Genomic DNA, 18,642 nt, shown 5'->3' with positions numbered 1-18,642 from the left:
TGTAGCGCCGCTATTTCTGCCGCGGCGGCACCAGGCCGCGGTCGGGCTCGCTGAGCTTGCCGGCGCGCAACTGCTGCACCGCGCACGCCAGCGCACGCGCCACGTTGTCCACCTCGCCGAGCACGCCGTCATCCTCGTCGAGTTCCACATGGCTGGTGGCATATGGCTTGTAGTAGCCGATAAACCGGTCCAGCCGCGCCTGCGGACCGGCGTCGATCAGGCCCATCCAGTCGAGCCAGTCGGACAGCGCGCGGCGCACGCCTTCGATGCCGGCCACGTCGCCGTGGACCACCAGCCCGTAGGTACGGCCGGCCAGGTGCTTGGGATAATCCCACCCCGCCAGTTCGATCGACTTGGCGCGCACCACGTCCTTGCCCTGCGTGCTGGTCGGATCCGGATTGCCGCCATCGGCGCAGACCAGCCGGTCCATCATCAGCTTCAGCGGGCTGCTGGCCTGGTACCAGTAGACCGGGGTGACGATCAGCACGCCATGGCAGCCTGCCCAGCGCGGATAGATGTCGTTCATCCAGTCGTTGACCTGGCCGAGCGCGTGGTTGGGGTAGCAGCTGCAGGGCCAGTGGCACAGCGGCATCGACGTCGAGACGCAGCCCTTGCACGGATGGATGCGCAAGTCGGCATCGGAAGCGAGCAGGCTCAGGTCGAGCACATCGACCTCGATGCCCTGCGCTTCCAGCGTTGCCCGCGCGCGCTGCGCCAGCCGCCAGGACTTGGACATCTCGCCGGGGCAGGTGTAGTCGTTGCGCGCGGCGGCACAGACCAGCAGCACGCGCGAGGGCGTGGCAGGGTCGGCCTGCAGCTGCTGCGCCACGCGGACCGCCTCGCTGGCCGCGCGCCATTCGTCCGACAGCTCATACTCCGGATCGGCATAGCCCGGTCCGGCCTTGTGCTTCAGCGGCGCCTTGCGACCCTCGCGGTAAGCCTCCCAGGCAATGCGCTCGAGCCGCGCCAGGGCTTCATCCTCGTCACGGTAGGCGGGGTCGGTAAAGCGCGCCATGAAGCGCTGCCGGAAAGTTTCGCGCGGCAGCGGCTCGCTCACCTGGCCCTTGCGGACATCGGCGGGATCGCCGGGATAGCGCTGCTTGCGCGGTGCATCCGGCGCCGGCTGGTTCGGCTTGTGCGTCGGGTCTGGCATAGGTGTCTCCGTGCGCCTCTGCAATGTGTGCTGGTGCAGGACATGCAAGATAGACGCCACCATCCGCCACCATCCGCGGCCATGTGCAGCGCGCGCGGCCACGCAGCTTTTACAGGCGGCTGCTGGCGCTGCATGTACTTTTTTCCTCGCTTGCGGCACCGGCGCGGCATTGCGACGACCGCTGGGCGGCGCTTCGCCGGTGCCGCGGCGCTGGCACGGAAAGTGCCGCCGCTGCCATCAATTCCATTCCGGATGCCGTCATGGACGTCATGGAAATCCTGCTCGATATGGTGCGCCGCGCCGTGGGCGAAGGCGACGAGCTGCAGTGGTGGCAAGGCGCGGTGCGCGCCGCGGTGATCTTCATCGCCACGTGGGCCATGCTTCGGCTGGCGGGCCGCCGCGCCTTCGCGCAGAAGAGTTCGTTCGACCTGTGCATCGTGCTGCTGCTGGGCGCCGTGCTGTCACGCGCGGTGGTGGGCGCAACCTCGCTCACGGTGGCATTCGCGGCCGCACTCGTGCTGGTGCTGCTGCACCGGGCAGTGGGCTGGCTCTCGGGCCGCTATCCCGCGTTCGACCGCGCCACAGGCGGGTATGCGCTGGACCTGCTGCACCAGGGCCAGCTGGATCGCAAGCGGATCGGCCGTGCCATGCTTACCGAGGAAGACCTGAAGGCCAACCTGCGCGCTACGCTGCAGACCGACAGCTTTGCCGACCTGACGCGCGTCGTGCTGGAGCGCGACGGCAAGGTAACGTTCGTGCGCCGGTCCAAGGAGGATGAGCCGGCGAAGAACCATCCTGCCGCACCGGCAGCGCCGGCCGTCTCGCGCGGCAATGGCGTGCCGGTCCGGTCGCGGAGTCGGCGTCAATGACCCGACGCAACGCAGGCGGAGGCTCGGGCGATAACCGCGGCATCGCCCGTTACCTCAGGCGCCACGGCATCCACGTAGTGACCGCGGAATCCTGTACCGCGGGCCTGATTGCATCGCGCATCGCAGAAGTGCCTGGCTGCGGCGATGTCCTGTATTGCGCCATCGTCGCGTATTCGCCATCGGCGAAGGAGCAGTTGCTGCGCGTGCCGTCGGGAACCATCCGCCGGTACGGACTGACAAGCGAAGAAGTATCGCTCGCGATGGCGCTGGGCGCGATGCAGCTCACCGGCGTCGACCTGGCGCTGGCGAACACCGGCGTGGCCGACGACGGCGGCGACGGTGACACCCCGGCCGGCACGCAATGCTTTGCATGGGTCTTCCGCAGGCCTGGTCACGCCGGCCGTGCCGGCCGCGCCCTTGAGGACGCGCCCGCGGGCGTGGCGGTGTTCACGGAAACCCGCCGCTTTCCCGGCGAACGCAATGCCGTGCGGGAAGCCGCGGCGGATTGGGCGCTGGCCCGGATCTGCCATTACCACGAACTGGCGCGCCGCGGTGAAGGCAACCGCGCCGCGGCGCCCGATGAATTGCCGGACACGCCTGCGGGCGCAACGGCATAACCCAGGGCCCTGGGCCCGACCGACGTAGTCTTGCAATGGAGACCATCATGAAACGCACCCTCGCTACCACGGCACTGGTCGTCGGCACTGCGCTCTGCCTGCCGGCCTTCGCCCAACAGGCTCCGGCCTCGCCTACCGCGCCGAACCCGAGTGCGCCACCGATCGAAGGCGCCGGCGCCTCGCGTAACCAGCCGGCCGCCACCGACATGACCACGGCGCCGACCGACACCACCAAGGACACCGCCAAGAAGTCCAAGTCCAAATCCGGCAAGCAGGCCAACACCGCCCGCAGCAAGAAGCCACGCGAACAGGGCGCGCCGCCGGCACCGACCGCCGATGCGCCGAGCGGCCCGAAGGGCGATTCGCCGGACCCGGCGACCAAGCAGTAAGCGCATGCCGTTGCGCATGCATCGAGCGCATGCATTGGGCGCAATCGTGGCGGGGCTTCAGCGGACAGGCCCTCGCGCGACGGGCGCTGCTCAGCTATCCCCGCGCAGCGCCCGGGTCGCCTGCGCCAGCGCGGCGTCACGCTCGCGCTTGCGCCAGCGGTGGCAGCGCCACAGTTCTTCCAGGTAGGGCAGGCCGGCGAGCAAGACGACCGCGATGAACAGTCCGCCCAGATAGCCCGGCGGCAGCGCTACGGGCTTCCACGCCAGCGCCAGGCGCGCCGGTTCGCTGCCGGCGCCGAACAGCGCCAGGAATTGGCCCCAGTACATCACCACCACGTATGAGGCGGCAGCCATCGGCAGGACTTCGAGCAGGCTGTGCATATGCTGCTCGACTGGCGCGATATGGCGGCGCTTGCTGGCGTACTGCACGTCCCACCACGCCGTGGCTTCGTGGATCACGAGCGCCGCCAGGACGACGGCGATCACCAGCGCATTGACCTCCAGGAACAGCACCATCAGCAGCGGCAGGCCGACCTCGGCCAGCATCAGCATGTGCAGCAAGGACTCGCGCACGCCCGCGTTGCGCTCGATGTGCGTGAGGCGATGGCACAGCCAGTCGCCTGCGCCGGCCAGCAGCCACAGCGGCACCAGGCCGTACATCAGCACCAGGCGCACGGCATGCTCGAAAGCTTGCAGGTCGGCAGAGGCGGCAGTGGGCATGGTGGGAGGAGTGTCCCGACGATGTTCCGATGGTGACCGGTCAGGTGACCGGTTACGCGCGCACCGGCTGCGCCCGGTATTGCTCGCGCAGCACGCGGAACAGCTCGTGGTTGACCTGCACGCCGCGATACTGGCGCCGCACTACCGCCCGCAGGCGCGAGCCCAGCACATGTGCACGCAGTGCGCGCGCATAGCGCCGTTGCACCGCCTGCTCGCCCTTGCTGACCGCGAGCAGGATGGCGCGGTCCGAGCGGTGCTTGCCGCTCCCGCCCCGACAGGCTGCCGCCGGCATGGCCTCCGGCACCTGCCCCAGTTCCAGCAGGCACGCCTGCAGTTCCTGCGCAGCCAATGCGAAGGCATTGGCGCGGCTGGTCAGCAGCGACTTGAGATGCGGGTTGGCGGCGGCGTGTGCGGCGCGCCGGCAATCGTGCTCGCCCTCGCGCGAGATCGCGATCAGCGCGTTGAGCACCAGGATCTTTTTCTTTGCCATCGCACACCTGCCTGGTCCGCGGCCGGACCCGTGAAGTCATCGATCGGGGCCGGCGGAGGCCGGCGGTTGCTGGCGGGCGCCCCGGACATGGCGCATGTCGGTGCGGGACAAGGATAGTGGCTCTGCGCCTGCGCTGCCAGTGCTGTCGCGCGGCGCGCCAAAGGCCTGGCGCGAAGACGCTTGCCAGGCCTTGCGTGTTTCGCGCATGCCGCGCAGGTTCATCACGACCAGCGCCAGCTGCAGCACGATCAGCGCATACGCATCACCGTGCCATCCCCACGCGATCCACAGCACGTTGCTGACCAGGAACACCCAGAACCCCGCGCGACGCCGTCCAAGGGAGCGCGAACCCACCAGCCAGGTGGCCAGCACCGTCACCACCATCGCCGGCCATTGCGCGGCCTCCAGCCACCAGTCCATGCATGTTTCCCACGGTTGTCCGTCACGACACCGGGCAAGAAACGTACCGGGCAAAGCGCCTCCGCGCCGCATGGCCGGCGCGGCCACTTTCTTGCCATTGGTCATGACGTACCCGGTACTTTTTACAAGCGGTAGCGTCAGACGCACATTAGCCTTACGCCGGAAAATCCTTTGGCGCGGTGGGCCCCCGCCGCATATCTTCTATCGAGCTGGCGTGCTGGCACGCACTTCGCGTGGCTTTGCCATCCCGCCGGCTGGCCGTGTGGCGCCGGGCGGGTCATTGTTGCTCCGCCGGAGCTGAAACCGGGAGGATTTTGTGCGGATCTGCCAGATCGACCTGACCGGAACACCTGATGCCGACGAACGCGCCTTGCAACGCGTGGCCGCGCTGGGCTTCGACCACGTACTGATCGGCGGCTGGCCGCACCTGTCGGGGACTGACACGCTGGCGGCGTGCGCCCGGCATGGGCTCGCGGCGCTGCTCGACATTTCACTGGACCGCTACAGCGCCGATGGGGAAGGCGCTCCCGATCCCGCCTGGATCGATACCGCGGCCCCCGCCTTCGCCCCCCACGAAACCGACAATCATCTTCCCGGCGCACGCCTGCGCTGGCATGACCCGCAAGTGGCCGATGCCCTGGTGCAATGGTGGGCCGCGCGCCTGCGGCTGGCATGGGCCTCGGGCGCCGCCGGCTTCTGCTGCCGGGCGCCGGCGCGCGTGCCCGGCAGGCATTGGGCAACGCTGGCCGACACCCTGCGCAACCACGCCGCGCCGCCTGAAGCGCGCGGCACGCCGCTGCTGCTGGCGTGGACGCCCGGCCTGACCCCCGCCCAGCTGGACGACCTCGCCCCCGCCGGCTTCGATGGCGCCTTCTGCTCGCTGCCGTGGTGGGACTTCCGCAGCGCCTGGCTGACCGAGGAAATCGCGCGGCTGCGCCGCTTCGGCCGCGTGCTGGCGGCTCCGGCGCTGACCCCTGCGAGCCAGGATGCGCTCAGCGCACGCCGCGCTCTGTGGACCGCCGCCGCCATCGGCGACGGCATCCTGGTGCCGGCCGGCTTCGAAACCGGCGGAACGCTGGCGCGCGACCCGCTCGCTCCGGATGGCGCCAGCCACGACGGGGCACCCTACGACATCACGCATGAACTGCTCGAAGCGACCACCTGGCTCGCCTCGCGCGACCCCGCGCCGGCGCTGGCGGTGCGGCTGCTGAGCGGCCCGGAAGCACCGCTGACAGTGCTGGCAAGGCTGCCAGCGCCGAACGGCCTGTGCGCGGACCCCGCCACGGGCAATGGCTTCGCCGAGCCGGATGACGCCGCGGCGTTGACGGTGGTCCTCAATCCCGACCCGATGAAGCCCGGCACGCTCGGCGCCGACCGCGTGCTGAGCGCGCTGCCGCATGCCAGCGCCCACCTCGAAGCCACACCGGGCGGACCCGGCGGCACGCTCGATGCCAGCAACCGGCTCGATGCGCTGGGGTCGATCACGCTTGCACCCGCCGACATCCGGTTGTTTGAAGCGCCGCCGGTGCCGCTGACCCGGCCCGGCATGCCGCGCGCCGACGCGCGCGCGCCGCACGGGCACGAGACCCTCACCGCAACCGGGCTGGGCAGCGTGGTCGCCGCCATGGAATCGCCGCGCATCGCCATCGAGCATATCGAACCCGCGTGCGACGACGGCCGCTTCGCCGTGCGGCGCGTGGTGGGCGAGCGCGTGGAAGTCAGCGCCGATATCTGGATGGACGGTCACGACAAGCTCGCCGCCGCGGTGCTGTGGCGTGCACCTGGCGAGACCGACTGGCACGAAGCGCCCATGCGGCATGTGGTCAACGACCGCTGGCAAGGCAGCTTCCCGCTGGTGGCGCTGGGCCGGCATGAGTTCACGGTCGAAGCCTGGCGCGATCCTTATGCCAGCTGGCTCGATGAAATCGGCAAGAAGCGCGCGGCCGGCCTCAACGTCAGCCTGGAGACCGAGGAAGGCGCCCGGCTGATTGCCGACGCGCTGCTGCCGCCTGAAGGCAAGAAGGGCAAGAACGGCAACAAACGAAGCAAAGGCAATGGCCGGAAGAATGGCGAGGCCCCTCCCCCGGACAGCGAACTGTCCGCCATCGTCGACGAACTGACCGCCGCCGCGGGCGATGACGAGCGACGCCTGGAACTCCTTCTGTCCGCACGCACCGCTGCCGCCATGCAGGCCCACATGGCCACGCCGGCAGGCAGGCAGTTCGCCTCGCGCCACCCGGTGGCGCTGCCGGTGGAAGCCGACCGCCTCGCCGCCCGCTACGCCAGCTGGTACGAGCTGTTCCCGCGCTCGCAAAGCAATGATGCGCAGCGCCACGGCACCTTCGACGATGTCATCGCGCGGCTGCCCGCAATCCGCGCGATGGGCTTCGATGTGCTCTACTTCACGCCGATCCACCCCATCGGCCGCACCCACCGCAAGGGCCGCAACAACAGCCTGCGCGCCGAGCCCGGCGAACCGGGCAGCCCCTATGCAATCGGCGGCGAGGAAGGCGGGCATGATGCCTTGCATCCCGAGCTGGGCACGTTCGAAGACTTCCGCCGCCTGTGCAACGCCGCCGCGGCGAACGGCCTGGAGATCGCGCTCGATTTCGCGATCCAGTGCTCGCCCGACCACCCGTGGCTGAAAGACCATCCCGAATGGTTCGCGCACCGCCCCGACGGCTCGCTGCGCTACGCCGAGAACCCGCCCAAGAAGTACGAGGACATCGTCAACGTCGACTTCTACGCCGCGCCGCCCGCCGGCGCCGCGCTGTGGCAGGCGCTGCGCGACGTGGTGATGTTCTGGGCCGACCACGGCGTGCGCATCTTCCGCGTCGACAACCCGCACACCAAGCCGCTGCCATTCTGGGAATGGATGATCGCCGACGTGCGCGCGCACCACCCCGACACCATCTTCCTGGCCGAGGCCTTCACGCGGCCGAAGATGATGGCACGGCTGGCCAAGCTGGGCTTCAGCCAGTCGTACACCTACTTCACCTGGCGCAATACCAAGTGGGAGCTGACCGAGTACCTGACCGAGCTGACGCAGAGCCCGCTGCGCGAATTCTTCCGCCCGCACTTCTTCGTCAATACGCCGGACATCAATCCCTATTTCCTGCACCACGGCGGCCGCCCCGCGTTCCTGATCCGCGCGGCGCTGGCCACGTTGCTGTCGGGGCTATGGGGCATGTACAACGGCTTCGAGCTGTGCGAGAGCGCGCCGTTCGTGCTCGACGGCAAGGTGCGCGAGGAATACCTCGACTCCGAGAAATACCAGCTGCGCGCCCGTGACTGGCACCAGCGCGGCAACATCGTCGCCGAGATCTCGCGCCTGAACGAGATCCGCGCCGGCCATCCCGCGCTGCAAAGCCACCTGGGGCTGCGCTTCTACCATGCCGGCAGCGATGCCGTGCTGTGGTTCGCGCGCTTCGTTCCGGGTACCGAGTACCTGTTCGGCGACGACGTGCTGCTGGCAGCGGTCAACCTGGACCCGCGCAACGCGCACGACACCGATATCGAGCTGCCGCTGTGGGAGTGGGGCCTGCCCGACCATGCGCGCGTGGCCGTGCACGAGCTGATGCGCGGCCAGCGCTTCGAGCTGCAGGGCAAGCACCAGCGCATCCGCCTCGACCCCGCGCAACTGCCGTTCGCGGTATGGCACGTGCGCCCGCTGGACCGGCCGGCGCCGCGCCCCGCCGCCGCGCCGGCATCGCATGATCCGCATGGCGCCTGACCGGCATACGTGGAGACACGATGAAACGCCTCACCGAAACCGCCAGCGCCGCGCTGCTCAATGCCGATCCGCTCTGGTACAAGGACGCGGTTATCTACCAGCTGCACATCAAGTCGTTCTTCGATGCCAACGGCGACGGCGTGGGCGATTTCGCCGGATTGCTGGCCAAGCTCGACTACCTGGTCAACCTGGGCGTCGACACCATCTGGCTGCTGCCGTTCTACCCGTCGCCGCGCCGCGACGACGGCTACGACATCGCCGACTACCGCAACGTCCATCCCGACTACGGCACGCTGGCCGAGGCGCGCCGCTTTGTCACCGCGGCCCATGCGCGCGGGCTGCGCGTGATCACGGAGCTGGTCATCAACCACACCTCCGACCAGCACCCGTGGTTCCAGCGCGCGCGCAAGGCCAAGCCCGGCTCGGCCGCGCGCAGGTACTACGTCTGGTCCGACCATGACCAGTCCTACGCCGGCACGCGCATCATCTTCTGCGACACCGAGAAGTCCAACTGGAGCTGGGACCCCGTCGCCGGCGCGTACTTCTGGCACCGTTTCTATTCGCACCAGCCGGACCTGAACTTCGACAATCCGCAGGTGCTCAACGAAGTGCTGTCGGTGATGCGCTTCTGGCTCGACATGGGCATCGACGGGCTGCGGCTCGATGCGGTGCCATACCTGGTCGAGCGCGAGGGCACCAGCAACGAGAACCTGCCCGAGACCCACGCCGTCATCCGCAGCATCCGCGCGCATCTCGATGAGCACTTTCGCGGCCGCATGCTGCTGGCGGAGGCCAATATGTGGCCGGAAGACGCGCAGCAGTACTTTGGCCTGACCGGCCCCGAACCGGAAGGCGACGAATGCCACATGTGCTTCCACTTCCCGCTGATGCCGCGCATGTACATGGCCATCGCGCGCGAAGACCGCTTCCCGATCACCGACATCATGCGGCAGACGCCGGAGGTGCCGCCCAATTGCCAGTGGGCGATCTTCCTGCGCAACCACGACGAGCTGACGCTCGAGATGGTGACCAGCAGCGAGCGCGACTACCTGTGGGAGGTCTACGCCACCGACCGGCGCGCGCGCATCAACCTGGGCATCCGCCGCCGGCTGGCGCCGCTGATGGAGCGCGACCGGCGCCGCATCGAGCTGATGAACAGCCTGCTGTTCTCGATGCCGGGCACGCCGGTGATCTATTACGGCGACGAGATCGGCATGGGCGACAACATCCACCTGGGCGACCGCGACGGCGTGCGCACGCCAATGCAGTGGTCGCCCGACCGCAACGGCGGCTTCTCGCATGCCGACCCCGAGCGGCTGGTGCTGCCGCCGCTGCAGGGGCCGCTGTACGGCTACGAGGCCGTCAACGTGGAGGCGCAGGCGCGGGACCCGCACTCGCTGCTCAACTGGATGCGCCGCATGCTGGCGCTGCGGCGCAAGCATCGCGCGTTTGGCCGCGGCACGCTGCGCTTCCTCTTTCCCGGCAACCGCAAGATCCTCGCCTACCTGCGCGAGTACGAGGGCGAGCACATCCTGTGCGTCGCCAACCTGTCGCGCGCGCCGCAGGCGGTGGAGCTCGACCTGTCTACCTTCAACGGGCGCGTGCCGGTCGAGATGATGGGCGCCACGCCCTTCCCGGCAATCGGCACGCTGACGTACCTGCTGACGCTGCCGCCGTATGGCTTCTACTGGTTCGTACTGAGCGACGAGGCGCAGCCGCCGTCATGGCATGTGGAGGCGCCTGAGCAGATGCCGGACCAGATCACCCTTGTGATGCAGAACATCGGCCGCCCCGAACTGACCGACGCGTCGCGCCGCGCCCTGGCCACCGAGGTGCTGCCCCACTACATCAGCCGGCGCCGCTGGTTCGGCGGCAAGCACGAGCGCATCGAGCGCGTCGGCATGGCGTACCTACTGCCGTTCACGCGCGGCAGCAACGGCGAGGATGTCTACCTCGGCGAAGTCGAGGTGGCACTGCCCGGACGCACCGAGCGCTACCAGCTGCCGGTCGGCATCCTGTGGGACCGCGAGAGCCCCGACGGCATGTCGCAGCTGGCGCACGGGCTGTCGATGGCGCGCGTGCGCCAGGGCAGCCGCGTGGGGCTGGCCACCGACGGCTTCGTGGTCGAGCCGTTCGCGCGCGAAGTGGTGCAGGCGCTGCGCAAAGGCGTGGAGCTGCAGGCCGGGCCGGACCGGATCCGCTTTCGCGCCGAACCGGGCCTGGCGGCGCTGGAACTGGAGCGCGACCCGATCGAGTGGATGTCGGCCGAGCAGTCGAACAGTTCGCTGTCGTACAACAGCACCGCGGTGCTCAAGCTGGTGCGGCGGCTGTCCGGCGGCATCCATCCCGAGGCCGAGATGACGCGCTACCTGACCGCGCAGGGCTATGCGCATGCGGCGCCGCTGCTGGGCGAAGTGGTGCGAACCGGCGCCGACGGCGTGCCGCATACGCTGATGCTGCTGCAGGGCTATATCCTGAACCAGGGCAACGGCTGGGACTGGACCCTGGACTACCTGGGCCGCGCCATCGACGATGCGCTGCCGGCCAAGGAAAGCGAGGACGAGTTCGCCGAGGCCATGAACGGCTACGCCGCGATGGCGGGCACGCTGGGGCGGCGGCTGGCCGAGCTGCATGCGGTGCTTTCGCGCCCGACCGACGACGAGGCTTTCGCGCCGGTGCCCGCAACGGAATCCGACGCGCGCGACTGGGCCGCGCAGGCGCTGCAGGCGCTGGAGCGCGCGCTGGCGACGGTCGACCAGCGCGCCGACAGCGTACAGGGCTCGGTGCCGCAGACGTTCGACGCCGATGTGCAGACCCTGATGGCCGCGCGCGGCGAGCTGCCCGCGCTGGTCGAGCAACTGGCCAGGGCGGCGCCCGGCAGCCTGCAGACGCGCTTCCACGGCGACTTCCACCTGGGCCAGGTGCTGATCGCGCAGAGCGACACCTACCTGGTCGATTTCGAGGGCGAGCCGGGCAGGACGCTGGACTGGCGCCGGCGCAAGACCTCGCCGCTGCGCGACGTGGCCGGCCTGCTGCGCTCGCTCGACTATGCCGCCGCCACGGTCGGCACCGATCGCCAGGAACGCACCCATACCGAGCTGCCGCCGCAGCTGGCCGAACGCCGCGCGCTGCTGCTGGAGCGCTTCCGCAGCACCGCCAACGAGGCCTTCCTGCAATGCTACCGCCAGCATATGGAAGCTTCGCCCGCACCGTGGGTCGACCCGGCTCAGCTGCAGCCGCTGCTGGACCTGTTCCTGCTCGAACGCGCCGCCTACGAGGTCGACTACGAAGCCGCCAACCGGGTGGCGTGGATCGACCTGCCGGTCAGCGGGCTGGCGCGCCTGCTGCGCAAGCTGCTGGGGCAGCCGGGAGCCCAGCCATGACCGCCCCGACAACAACAACCCGCGGCGCTTCGCGCACCGGCATGCTGCCGGGACACGAACTCGATGCGCTGCTGGGCGCGCGCCACCACGACCCGTTCGCGGTGCTGGGCCCCCACCATGACGGCGACGGGCTGCTGGTGCGCGCCTGCCTGCCCGGCGCCGTGGCGGCGCAGCTTGCCGGCGCCGACGGCGCCACGCTCGCCGAGATGGAGCGGCTGCATCCCGGCGGCATTTTTGCCGCGCGCCTGCCCGGCAACGCGCATCGTGCCGCCGCGCCGGACTACCGCATCCGCGTGACCTGGCCGGACGGCACCGAGCAGTGCAGCGCCGACCCCTATGCCTTCGACCTGCTGCTGGGCGAACTGGACCTGCACCTGATCGCCGAGGGCCGCCATTTCGAGCTGGGCGAGTGCCTGGGCGCGCAATGGCAGCGGGTGGACGGCATCGATGGCGTGCGCTTCGCGGTGTGGGCGCCGAACGCGCGGCGCGTGTCCGTGATCGGCGAATTCAACGGCTGGCACCAGGCGCGCCATCCGATGCGGCTGCGCCACCCCAGCGGCATCTGGGAGCTGTTCGTGCCGGCCGCGCTGGGCGCCGGGCCGGGCAGCCGCTACAAGTATGACCTGCTCGACCCGCACGGCACCGAGCTGCCCGACAAGGCCGACCCGCTCGCGCTCGCCACCGAAGCGCCGCCGCAGACCGCCTCGGTCGTGACCGCGCCGGGCAGGGGCGCGCCGCCGTTCGAATGGCATGACGGCGACTGGATGGCGCGCCGCGAGGGCGCCGATCCCTACGCCCTGCCGATGTCGGTCTACGAAGTCCATGCCGGCTCGTGGCTGCTTGCCGCCAACGACAACCGCCATGGCTGGGACATCCTGGCCGACAGGCTGGTGCCATACGTGCAGGAGCTCGGCTTCACGCATATCGAACTGCTGCCCATCACCGAACACCCCTTCGGCGGCTCGTGGGGCTACCAGCCGCTGTCGCTGTATGCGCCGACCGCGCGGCTGGGACCGCCGCAGGCCTTCGCCGCCTTTGTCGACCGCTGCCACCAGGCCGGCATCGGTGTGATCCTGGACTGGGTGCCGGCGCACTTCCCGACCGACCCGCACGGGCTTGCGCGCTTCGACGGCACCGCGCTCTACGAACACATGGATCCGCGCGAAGGCTTCCACCAGGACTGGAACACGCTGATCTACAACCTCGGCCGCAACGAGGTGCGCGGCTTCCTGCTGGCCGGCGCGCTGCACTGGCTGGAGCACTTCCACGCCGACGGGCTGCGCGTCGACGCGGTCGCTTCCATGCTCTACCGCGACTACAGCCGCGAGCCGGGGCAATGGGTGCCGAACCGCTACGGCGGCCGCGAGAACCTGGAGGCAGTCGCGTTCCTGCGCGAACTCAACAGCGTGGTCCATGAACGCTGCCCCGGTGCGCTGACCATCGCGGAGGAATCGACCGCGTGGCCCGGCGTCACCGCCAGCGTGGCCAGCGGCGGGCTGGGCTTCGACTTCAAGTGGAACATGGGCTGGATGCACGACACGCTGCGCTACCTCGGGCATGAGCCGGTACACCGCGCCTGGCATCACCAGGACATGACCTTCGGGCTGGTCTATGCGTGGTCCGAGGCCTTTGTGCTGCCGCTCTCGCACGACGAGGTCGTGCACGGCAAGGGCTCGATGCTGGGCAAGGTGCCCGGCGACCACTGGCAGCGCTTTGCCGGCCTGCGCGCCTACTACGGCTTCATGTGGACCCATCCCGGCAAGAAGCTGCTATTCATGGGCAGCGAGCTGGCGCAGTGGCAGGAGTGGAACCACGACGCCGAACTCGACTGGGCGCTGCTGGACCACCCCATGCACCGCGGCATGCATACGCTGGTGCGCGACCTGAACCGGCTCTACCGCGAGCTGCCGGCGCTGCACGCGCTCGACCACAGCCCCGAGGGCTTCCAGTGGGTGGTCGGCGACGACAACCACAACAGCGTGTTCGCGTGGCTGCGCCGCGCCGCGCCGGGCAGCCGCGAGGTGGTGCTGGTGGTGGTCAACATGACGCCGGTGCCGCGCCAGGGCTACCGGGTCGGCGTACCCTTTGCCGGCACCTGGCACGAATGCCTGAACACCGACGCCGGGTGCTATGGCGGCAGCAATGTCGGCAACGGCGGCACGGCGACAGCCGTGGACGTGCCCTCGCACGGCCAGCCCGCCTCGCTGGCGCTGACGCTGCCGCCGCTGGCCACGCTCGTGCTGCGGCTCGAGCCGACTGCGGGTGCGCCAGGCGCCACGACATGACCCGACCGTTCGCGAACCGGCTGCTGCCCGGCAAGCCGTACCCGCTGGGCGCCCACTGGGACGGGCTGGGGGTTAACTTCGCGGTGTTCTCGGCGCATGCTTCGCGCATCGACCTGTGCCTGTTCTCCGAGAACGGCCGCAAGGAACTGGCGCGCCTGCCGCTGCCGGAATGCACCGACGAGATCTGGCACGGCTACCTGCCCAACGCCGCGCTCGGCACGCTGTATGGCTACCGCGCGCACGGCCCCTACGATCCCGCGCACGGGCACCGCTTCAATCCGCACAAGCTGCTGCTGGACCCGTACGCGCGCCAGCTGAGCGGGCCGGTGCGCTGGGCCGACGTGCTGTTCGGCTACCGCCTGCAGAGCGCGCGCGGCGACCTGACGCCGGACCGCCGCGACAGCGCCCAGAGCATGCCCAAGGCGGTGGTGATCGACGAAAGCTTCCATTGGGGCGACGACCGCCCGCCCGCCGTGCCGTGGCCCGCCACCGTCATCTATGAAGCCCACCTGCGCGGCCTGTCGATGCTGCGCGACGACCTGTTGCCCAACCTGCGCGGCTCCTTCGCCTCGCTGTGCGACCCGCGCTTTATCGACCACCTGGTGCAGATGGGCATCACCACCGTGGAGCTGCTGCCGGTGCAAGCGATCCTGCAGGACCGCTTCCTGCTGGAGCGCGGGCTGCGCAACTACTGGGGCTACAACACCATGGCGTACTTCGCGCCGGAACCGGCCTACCTGGGCACCGGGCAGCTGCAGGAATGCAAGGTGGCAATGCGGCGCCTGCATGCAGCCGGCATCGAAGTGATCCTGGACGTGGTCTACAACCACACGTGCGAAGGCAACGAGCTGGGACCCACGGTATCGTGGCGCGGCCTGGACAACGCCAGCTACTACCGCCTGATGCCGGGCGACGGGCGCCACTACATCAACGACACCGGCTGCGGCAACACGCTCAACCTGTCGCACCCGCGCGTGCTGCAGATGGTGATGGACTCGCTGCGCTACTGGGTGGAGTGCTACCACGTGGACGGCTTCCGTTTCGACCTGGGCAGCACGCTCGGGCGCGAAGGCAACGGCTTCGACCAGGGCTCGGGCTTCTTCGATGCGCTGATGCAGGACCCGGTGCTGAGCCGAGTCAAGCTGATCTCGGAACCGTGGGACCTGGGCCCCGGCGGCTACCAGCTCGGCAACCACCCGCCCGGCTTTGCCGAGTGGAACGACAAGTTCCGCGACGCGGTGCGCCGCTTCTGGCGCGGCGACGCCGGCAAGCGCGGCGAACTGGCCGCGCGGCTGGCAGGCTCGGCCGACCTGTTCGACTGGCGCCACCGGCGCCCGTGGGCCAGCGTCAACTTCATCACCGCGCACGACGGCTTTACGCTGGCCGACCTGGTCAGCTACAGCGCCAAGCACAACGAGGCCAACGGCGAAGACAACCGCGACGGCACCGACGACAACGCCAGCGGCAACTGGAGCCCGGACGGCAGCGTCGAAGGCCCGACCGACGACCCCGAAATCCTGGAGCGCCGCAGCCGCGTGGCGCAGGCCCTGATGGCCACGCTGCTGCTCGCGCAAGGCACGCCGATGCTGACCGCCGGCGACGAATGGGGCCGCACCCAGCACGGCAACAACAACGCCTACTGCCAGGACAACGAGATCTCGTGGCTGGACTGGAAGCAGGCCCAGACGCCTGGTGCGCAGCCGCTGCAGCACATGGTACGACGCCTGCTCGCGCTGCGCCGGCGGCTGCACGCGTTCACCGGCGACCGCTTCGCCCACGGACGCCAGGAACCGGCGCGCGGCATCGCCGACATTGCCTGGTTCGATATCGACGGCAATCCGCCCACCCCCGAGGAATGGGCCGACCCGGAAATCCGCACGCTGGCGCTGCGCCGCGCCGCCGCGCCGCCGCAGCCCGAGCGCCCGCAACTGGGCTCGCTGCCGGAAGAGGAGGGAGACGAGGACGATGCGCGCACCGTGCAGGTGACGCTGATGCTGCTCAACGCCGGTGAGGCCGACGCGTCGTTTTCGCTGCCCGCGCCCAGGCTGGCCTGGACCCTGCTCTTCGACAGCAGCCGGCCGGAAGCCACCGAGTCCGAGCTTGCCGGCGATCCGGTGGACGAAAGCCAGGTGGTGCCGGGGCATTCGCTGGTGCTGCTGGCTGCCCCGGCCCGCAGCCGCGAGAGCCCGCACCAGGAAAGCCCGCCGCTGGGCGCGCCGCAGGAAACACAGGAATGACCCGACGCATGCACCGCAGCGCAACACCGCCGCCAACGCTACTACAGAAGCTGGCGCTGCGCGCCGACCTGCAGCCGCACTGGACGGATGCCTGGAGCCAGCCCCGAATCGTGTCCGACGACGCGCTGCGGCGCGTGCTGGACGGCCTTGGCCTGCCCTGCGCCACCCCCGGCCAGTGCGAGGCCTCGCGCGCCTGGCTCGCGGCCGATGACGCCGCCCACACGCTGCCGCCGCTGGTCACGGCCGAGCGCGGCCAGCCGGTGGCGGTGCCGTGGCCGCACACGCTGCCGCAGCGCGCATACCGGCTGACGCTGGAAGACGGCGCCATCGTGAGCGGCACCGCCGTGCGCGCGCACGCAGACGGCAATCCGGCCGGCACCATGCTGCTGCCGCCGATCGACGTCTGCGGCTACCACCGGCTCGAACTGGGCGATGCGCAAACGGTGCTGGCAGTGGCACCGGCGCGCTGCTACGGCGTGGCGGACGCACTACGGCACGCCAACCGTGCAGCCACGGGCGCCGGCGCACGCCCCTGGGGGCTGGCGGTGCAGCTCTACAGCCTGCGCCGCGGCGCCGACTGCGGCATGGGCGACCTGACCGCGCTGGCCCGGTGCTGCGCCAGCGCCGCCGCCCTGCACGCCGACGCGGTCGCGATCAATCCGCTGCACGCCGGCTTTGCCGCGCTGCCGCAGCGGTACAGCCCGTATGCGCCCTCCAGCCGGCTGTTCCTGAACCCGCTCTACGCCGATCCCGCCGCGGTGTTCGGCCAGCAAGCGCTGGACGCGGCCATCGCGGCGCTCGGCATCGGCGAGCGGCTGGCGGCACTGGAAGCGCTCACGGAAATCGACTGGATCGTGCTGGCGCCGCTGCGCTATGCCGTGCTGCACTGGCTCTGGCAGCGGCGCGAGACCCTGCTGCCACGCGCGGCGCTGGACGACTGCGCCGCCTTCCGCGCCCGCGGCGGCACGGCACTGCATGCGCATGCCTGCTATGAAGCGATCCAGGCGCAGCGGCTGGCCACGGCCAGCAATGGCATGAACCACGCATCGGCGCCGGACTGGCGCTGCTGGCCGGTCACGCTGCGCTCGCCCGCCGACGCCGCGGTGGCGGCCTTTGCCCGCGACCACGCCGACGACGTGGGCTACCACGCCTTCCTGCAATGGCTCGCCGCCGATGGCATGGCGCGTGCGCAGCGCGCCGCGCGCGACGCCGGCATGGCGGTTGGCGTGGTCTGCGACCTGGCGGTCGGCGCCGACCCGGGCGGCAGCCAGGCCTGGACCCGCCAGCAGGAAATACTGGCCGGCTTCCATGCCGGCGCGCCGCCGGACCTGTACAACCCGCTCGGCCAGGACTGGGGCGTGGCGGTGTTCACGCCGCGCGGCCTGCGCCAGAACGGCTACGCCGCCTTCCTGGAAATGCTGCGCGCCAACCTTTCCCATTGCGGCGGGCTGCGCATCGACCACGTGCTGGGCCTGGCGCGGATGTGGCTGGTGCCCGCGGGCGCATCCGCCAGTGACGGCGCCTACCTGCGCTACCCGCTCGAAGACCTGCTGCGGCTGGTGGCGCTGGAATCCTGGCGGCACCGCGCCATCATCATCGGCGAGAACCTCGGCACGGTCCCGCCCGAACTGAACGCGGCGCTGGCCGCGCGCGGCGTGCTCGGCATCGACGTGCTGTGGTTCCAGCGCGAGGAAGTGAAGGCGGCAGAGGCCGCGGCCGATCCGGCCACCGAAGCAGACCCCGCGCCGTTCCAGCCGCCCGCGCAGTGGCCGCCCGAAGCCATCGCCACCACGTCCACGCACGACCTGCCCACCGTCGCCGGCTGGTGGGCCGGACGCGACCTCGACTGGCGCGACCGGCTGAAGCTGCTCGCGCCCGGCGAATCCCTGGCGCAGGCCCAGGCAGGCCGCGCCCGCGAGCGCAGCGCGCTGTGGCGGGCGCTGAGCGACGCCGGGTTGTGCCACGGCCCGGAACCCGGTCCGGCGCACGCGCCGCTGGATGCCGTGCTGGCCTGGCTGGGTACCGCGCGCACGGCGCTGCGCGTGGTGCCGCTGGAAGATCTGCTGGGCGAGGCCGAGCAGCCCAACCTGCCCGGCACCACCAGCGTCCATCCCAACTGGCAGCGCCGGCTCGACCCCGACGTACGCGCGCTGGCCGACATGCCGGCGCTGCGCGCCCGGGCGCAATCGATCCGGCAAGCGGTTCGCAGTGGCCGCCACGGCACCCTGCATCCGCCGCCGCGCGGCTAGCCACCATGGAGGTGGCGCCGACCCCACCCGCGCCGCGATCCGGGCGCGCACCGTTCCCCCCATCCGCTAAGCTTGACCCACCAGCATGCGCAGGAGG

General features: G+C 70.3%; 12 protein-coding genes. 8 read left to right on the top strand and 4 right to left on the bottom strand.

What is annotated here, in order from left to right; translation table 11 throughout:
- Positions 1 to 10: 10 nt before the first annotated feature.
- On the bottom strand, positions 11 to 1,153 hold the full coding sequence (locus AC5WJ1_RS26360; RefSeq protein WP_135702837.1) for a flavodoxin family protein: 1,143 nt from the start codon (positions 1,151 to 1,153) through the stop codon (positions 11 to 13).
- A 260-nt stretch (positions 1,154 to 1,413) separates the two neighbouring features.
- Here AC5WJ1_RS26360 and AC5WJ1_RS26355 point away from each other — a divergent pair, with 260 nt between their 5' ends.
- The 3 genes from AC5WJ1_RS26355 to AC5WJ1_RS26345 are packed head-to-tail and all read left to right on the top strand — an operon-like array spanning position 1,414 to position 3,028.
- The gene (locus tag AC5WJ1_RS26355; RefSeq protein ID WP_133094508.1) at positions 1,414 to 2,022 is read left to right on the top strand and encodes a DUF421 domain-containing protein; all 609 of its coding nucleotides are present in this window, start codon (positions 1,414 to 1,416) and stop codon (positions 2,020 to 2,022) included.
- Positions 2,019 to 2,639 carry a CinA family protein gene (locus AC5WJ1_RS26350; protein WP_494476707.1) on the top strand — a complete coding sequence of 207 codons (621 nt, stop codon included), beginning with the start codon at positions 2,019 to 2,021 and terminating at the stop codon, positions 2,637 to 2,639. The genes AC5WJ1_RS26355 and AC5WJ1_RS26350 overlap by 4 nt, the downstream gene beginning before the upstream one ends.
- Before the next feature lie 47 nt (positions 2,640 to 2,686).
- Positions 2,687 to 3,028 (top strand): hypothetical protein, encoded by a 342-nt coding sequence (locus AC5WJ1_RS26345; protein ID WP_133094506.1) that lies wholly within the window; start codon positions 2,687 to 2,689, stop codon positions 3,026 to 3,028.
- Positions 3,029 to 3,118: 90 nt separating this feature from the next.
- On the opposite strand, the gene AC5WJ1_RS26340 is transcribed toward AC5WJ1_RS26345, so the two are convergent.
- Genes AC5WJ1_RS26340 through AC5WJ1_RS26330 form a run of 3 tightly spaced genes read right to left on the bottom strand, consistent with a single transcriptional unit; the run spans position 3,119 to position 4,658 of the window.
- Positions 3,119 to 3,748: a diguanylate cyclase gene (locus AC5WJ1_RS26340; RefSeq protein WP_135702839.1), complete on the bottom strand. Its 630-nt coding sequence runs from the start codon at positions 3,746 to 3,748 to the stop codon at positions 3,119 to 3,121.
- Between the two features lie 52 nt (positions 3,749 to 3,800).
- A complete protein-coding gene (locus AC5WJ1_RS26335) occupies positions 3,801 to 4,238 on the bottom strand; it encodes a PA2169 family four-helix-bundle protein (RefSeq protein ID WP_133094504.1) in 438 nt (145 codons plus the stop codon).
- Positions 4,239 to 4,274: 36 nt separating this feature from the next.
- Positions 4,275 to 4,658 carry a hypothetical protein gene (locus AC5WJ1_RS26330; protein WP_494476706.1) on the bottom strand — a complete coding sequence of 128 codons (384 nt, stop codon included), beginning with the start codon at positions 4,656 to 4,658 and terminating at the stop codon, positions 4,275 to 4,277.
- Positions 4,659 to 4,974: 316 nt separating this feature from the next.
- Here AC5WJ1_RS26330 and AC5WJ1_RS26325 point away from each other — a divergent pair, with 316 nt between their 5' ends.
- The 5 genes from AC5WJ1_RS26325 to malQ are packed head-to-tail and all read left to right on the top strand — an operon-like array spanning position 4,975 to position 18,545.
- Complete coding sequence (locus tag AC5WJ1_RS26325; RefSeq protein ID WP_195427824.1) at positions 4,975 to 8,391, top strand: maltotransferase domain-containing protein; 3,417 nt, start codon at positions 4,975 to 4,977, stop codon at positions 8,389 to 8,391.
- 20 nt (positions 8,392 to 8,411) lie between these two features.
- The gene (treS, locus tag AC5WJ1_RS26320; protein WP_135702841.1) at positions 8,412 to 11,774 is read left to right on the top strand and encodes a maltose alpha-D-glucosyltransferase; all 3,363 of its coding nucleotides are present in this window, start codon (positions 8,412 to 8,414) and stop codon (positions 11,772 to 11,774) included.
- Positions 11,771 to 14,059 carry a 1,4-alpha-glucan branching protein GlgB gene (gene glgB / locus AC5WJ1_RS26315; protein ID WP_494476705.1) on the top strand — a complete coding sequence of 763 codons (2,289 nt, stop codon included), beginning with the start codon at positions 11,771 to 11,773 and terminating at the stop codon, positions 14,057 to 14,059. The genes treS and glgB overlap by 4 nt, the downstream gene beginning before the upstream one ends.
- Positions 14,056 to 16,296, top strand: coding sequence for a glycogen debranching protein GlgX (gene glgX, locus AC5WJ1_RS26310; protein ID WP_135702843.1), 2,241 nt, complete (start codon positions 14,056 to 14,058; stop codon positions 16,294 to 16,296). The genes glgB and glgX overlap by 4 nt, the downstream gene beginning before the upstream one ends.
- Positions 16,293 to 18,545, top strand: coding sequence for a 4-alpha-glucanotransferase (gene malQ, locus AC5WJ1_RS26305; protein ID WP_133094498.1), 2,253 nt, complete (start codon positions 16,293 to 16,295; stop codon positions 18,543 to 18,545). The genes glgX and malQ overlap by 4 nt, the downstream gene beginning before the upstream one ends.
- Positions 18,546 to 18,642 lie beyond the last annotated feature (97 nt).

It is taken from the genome of Cupriavidus sp. MEYA8, assembly GCF_059278825.1.
The sequence above is the reverse complement of the archived record's forward strand: the minus strand, read 5'-3'. Positions and strand labels throughout refer to the sequence as shown.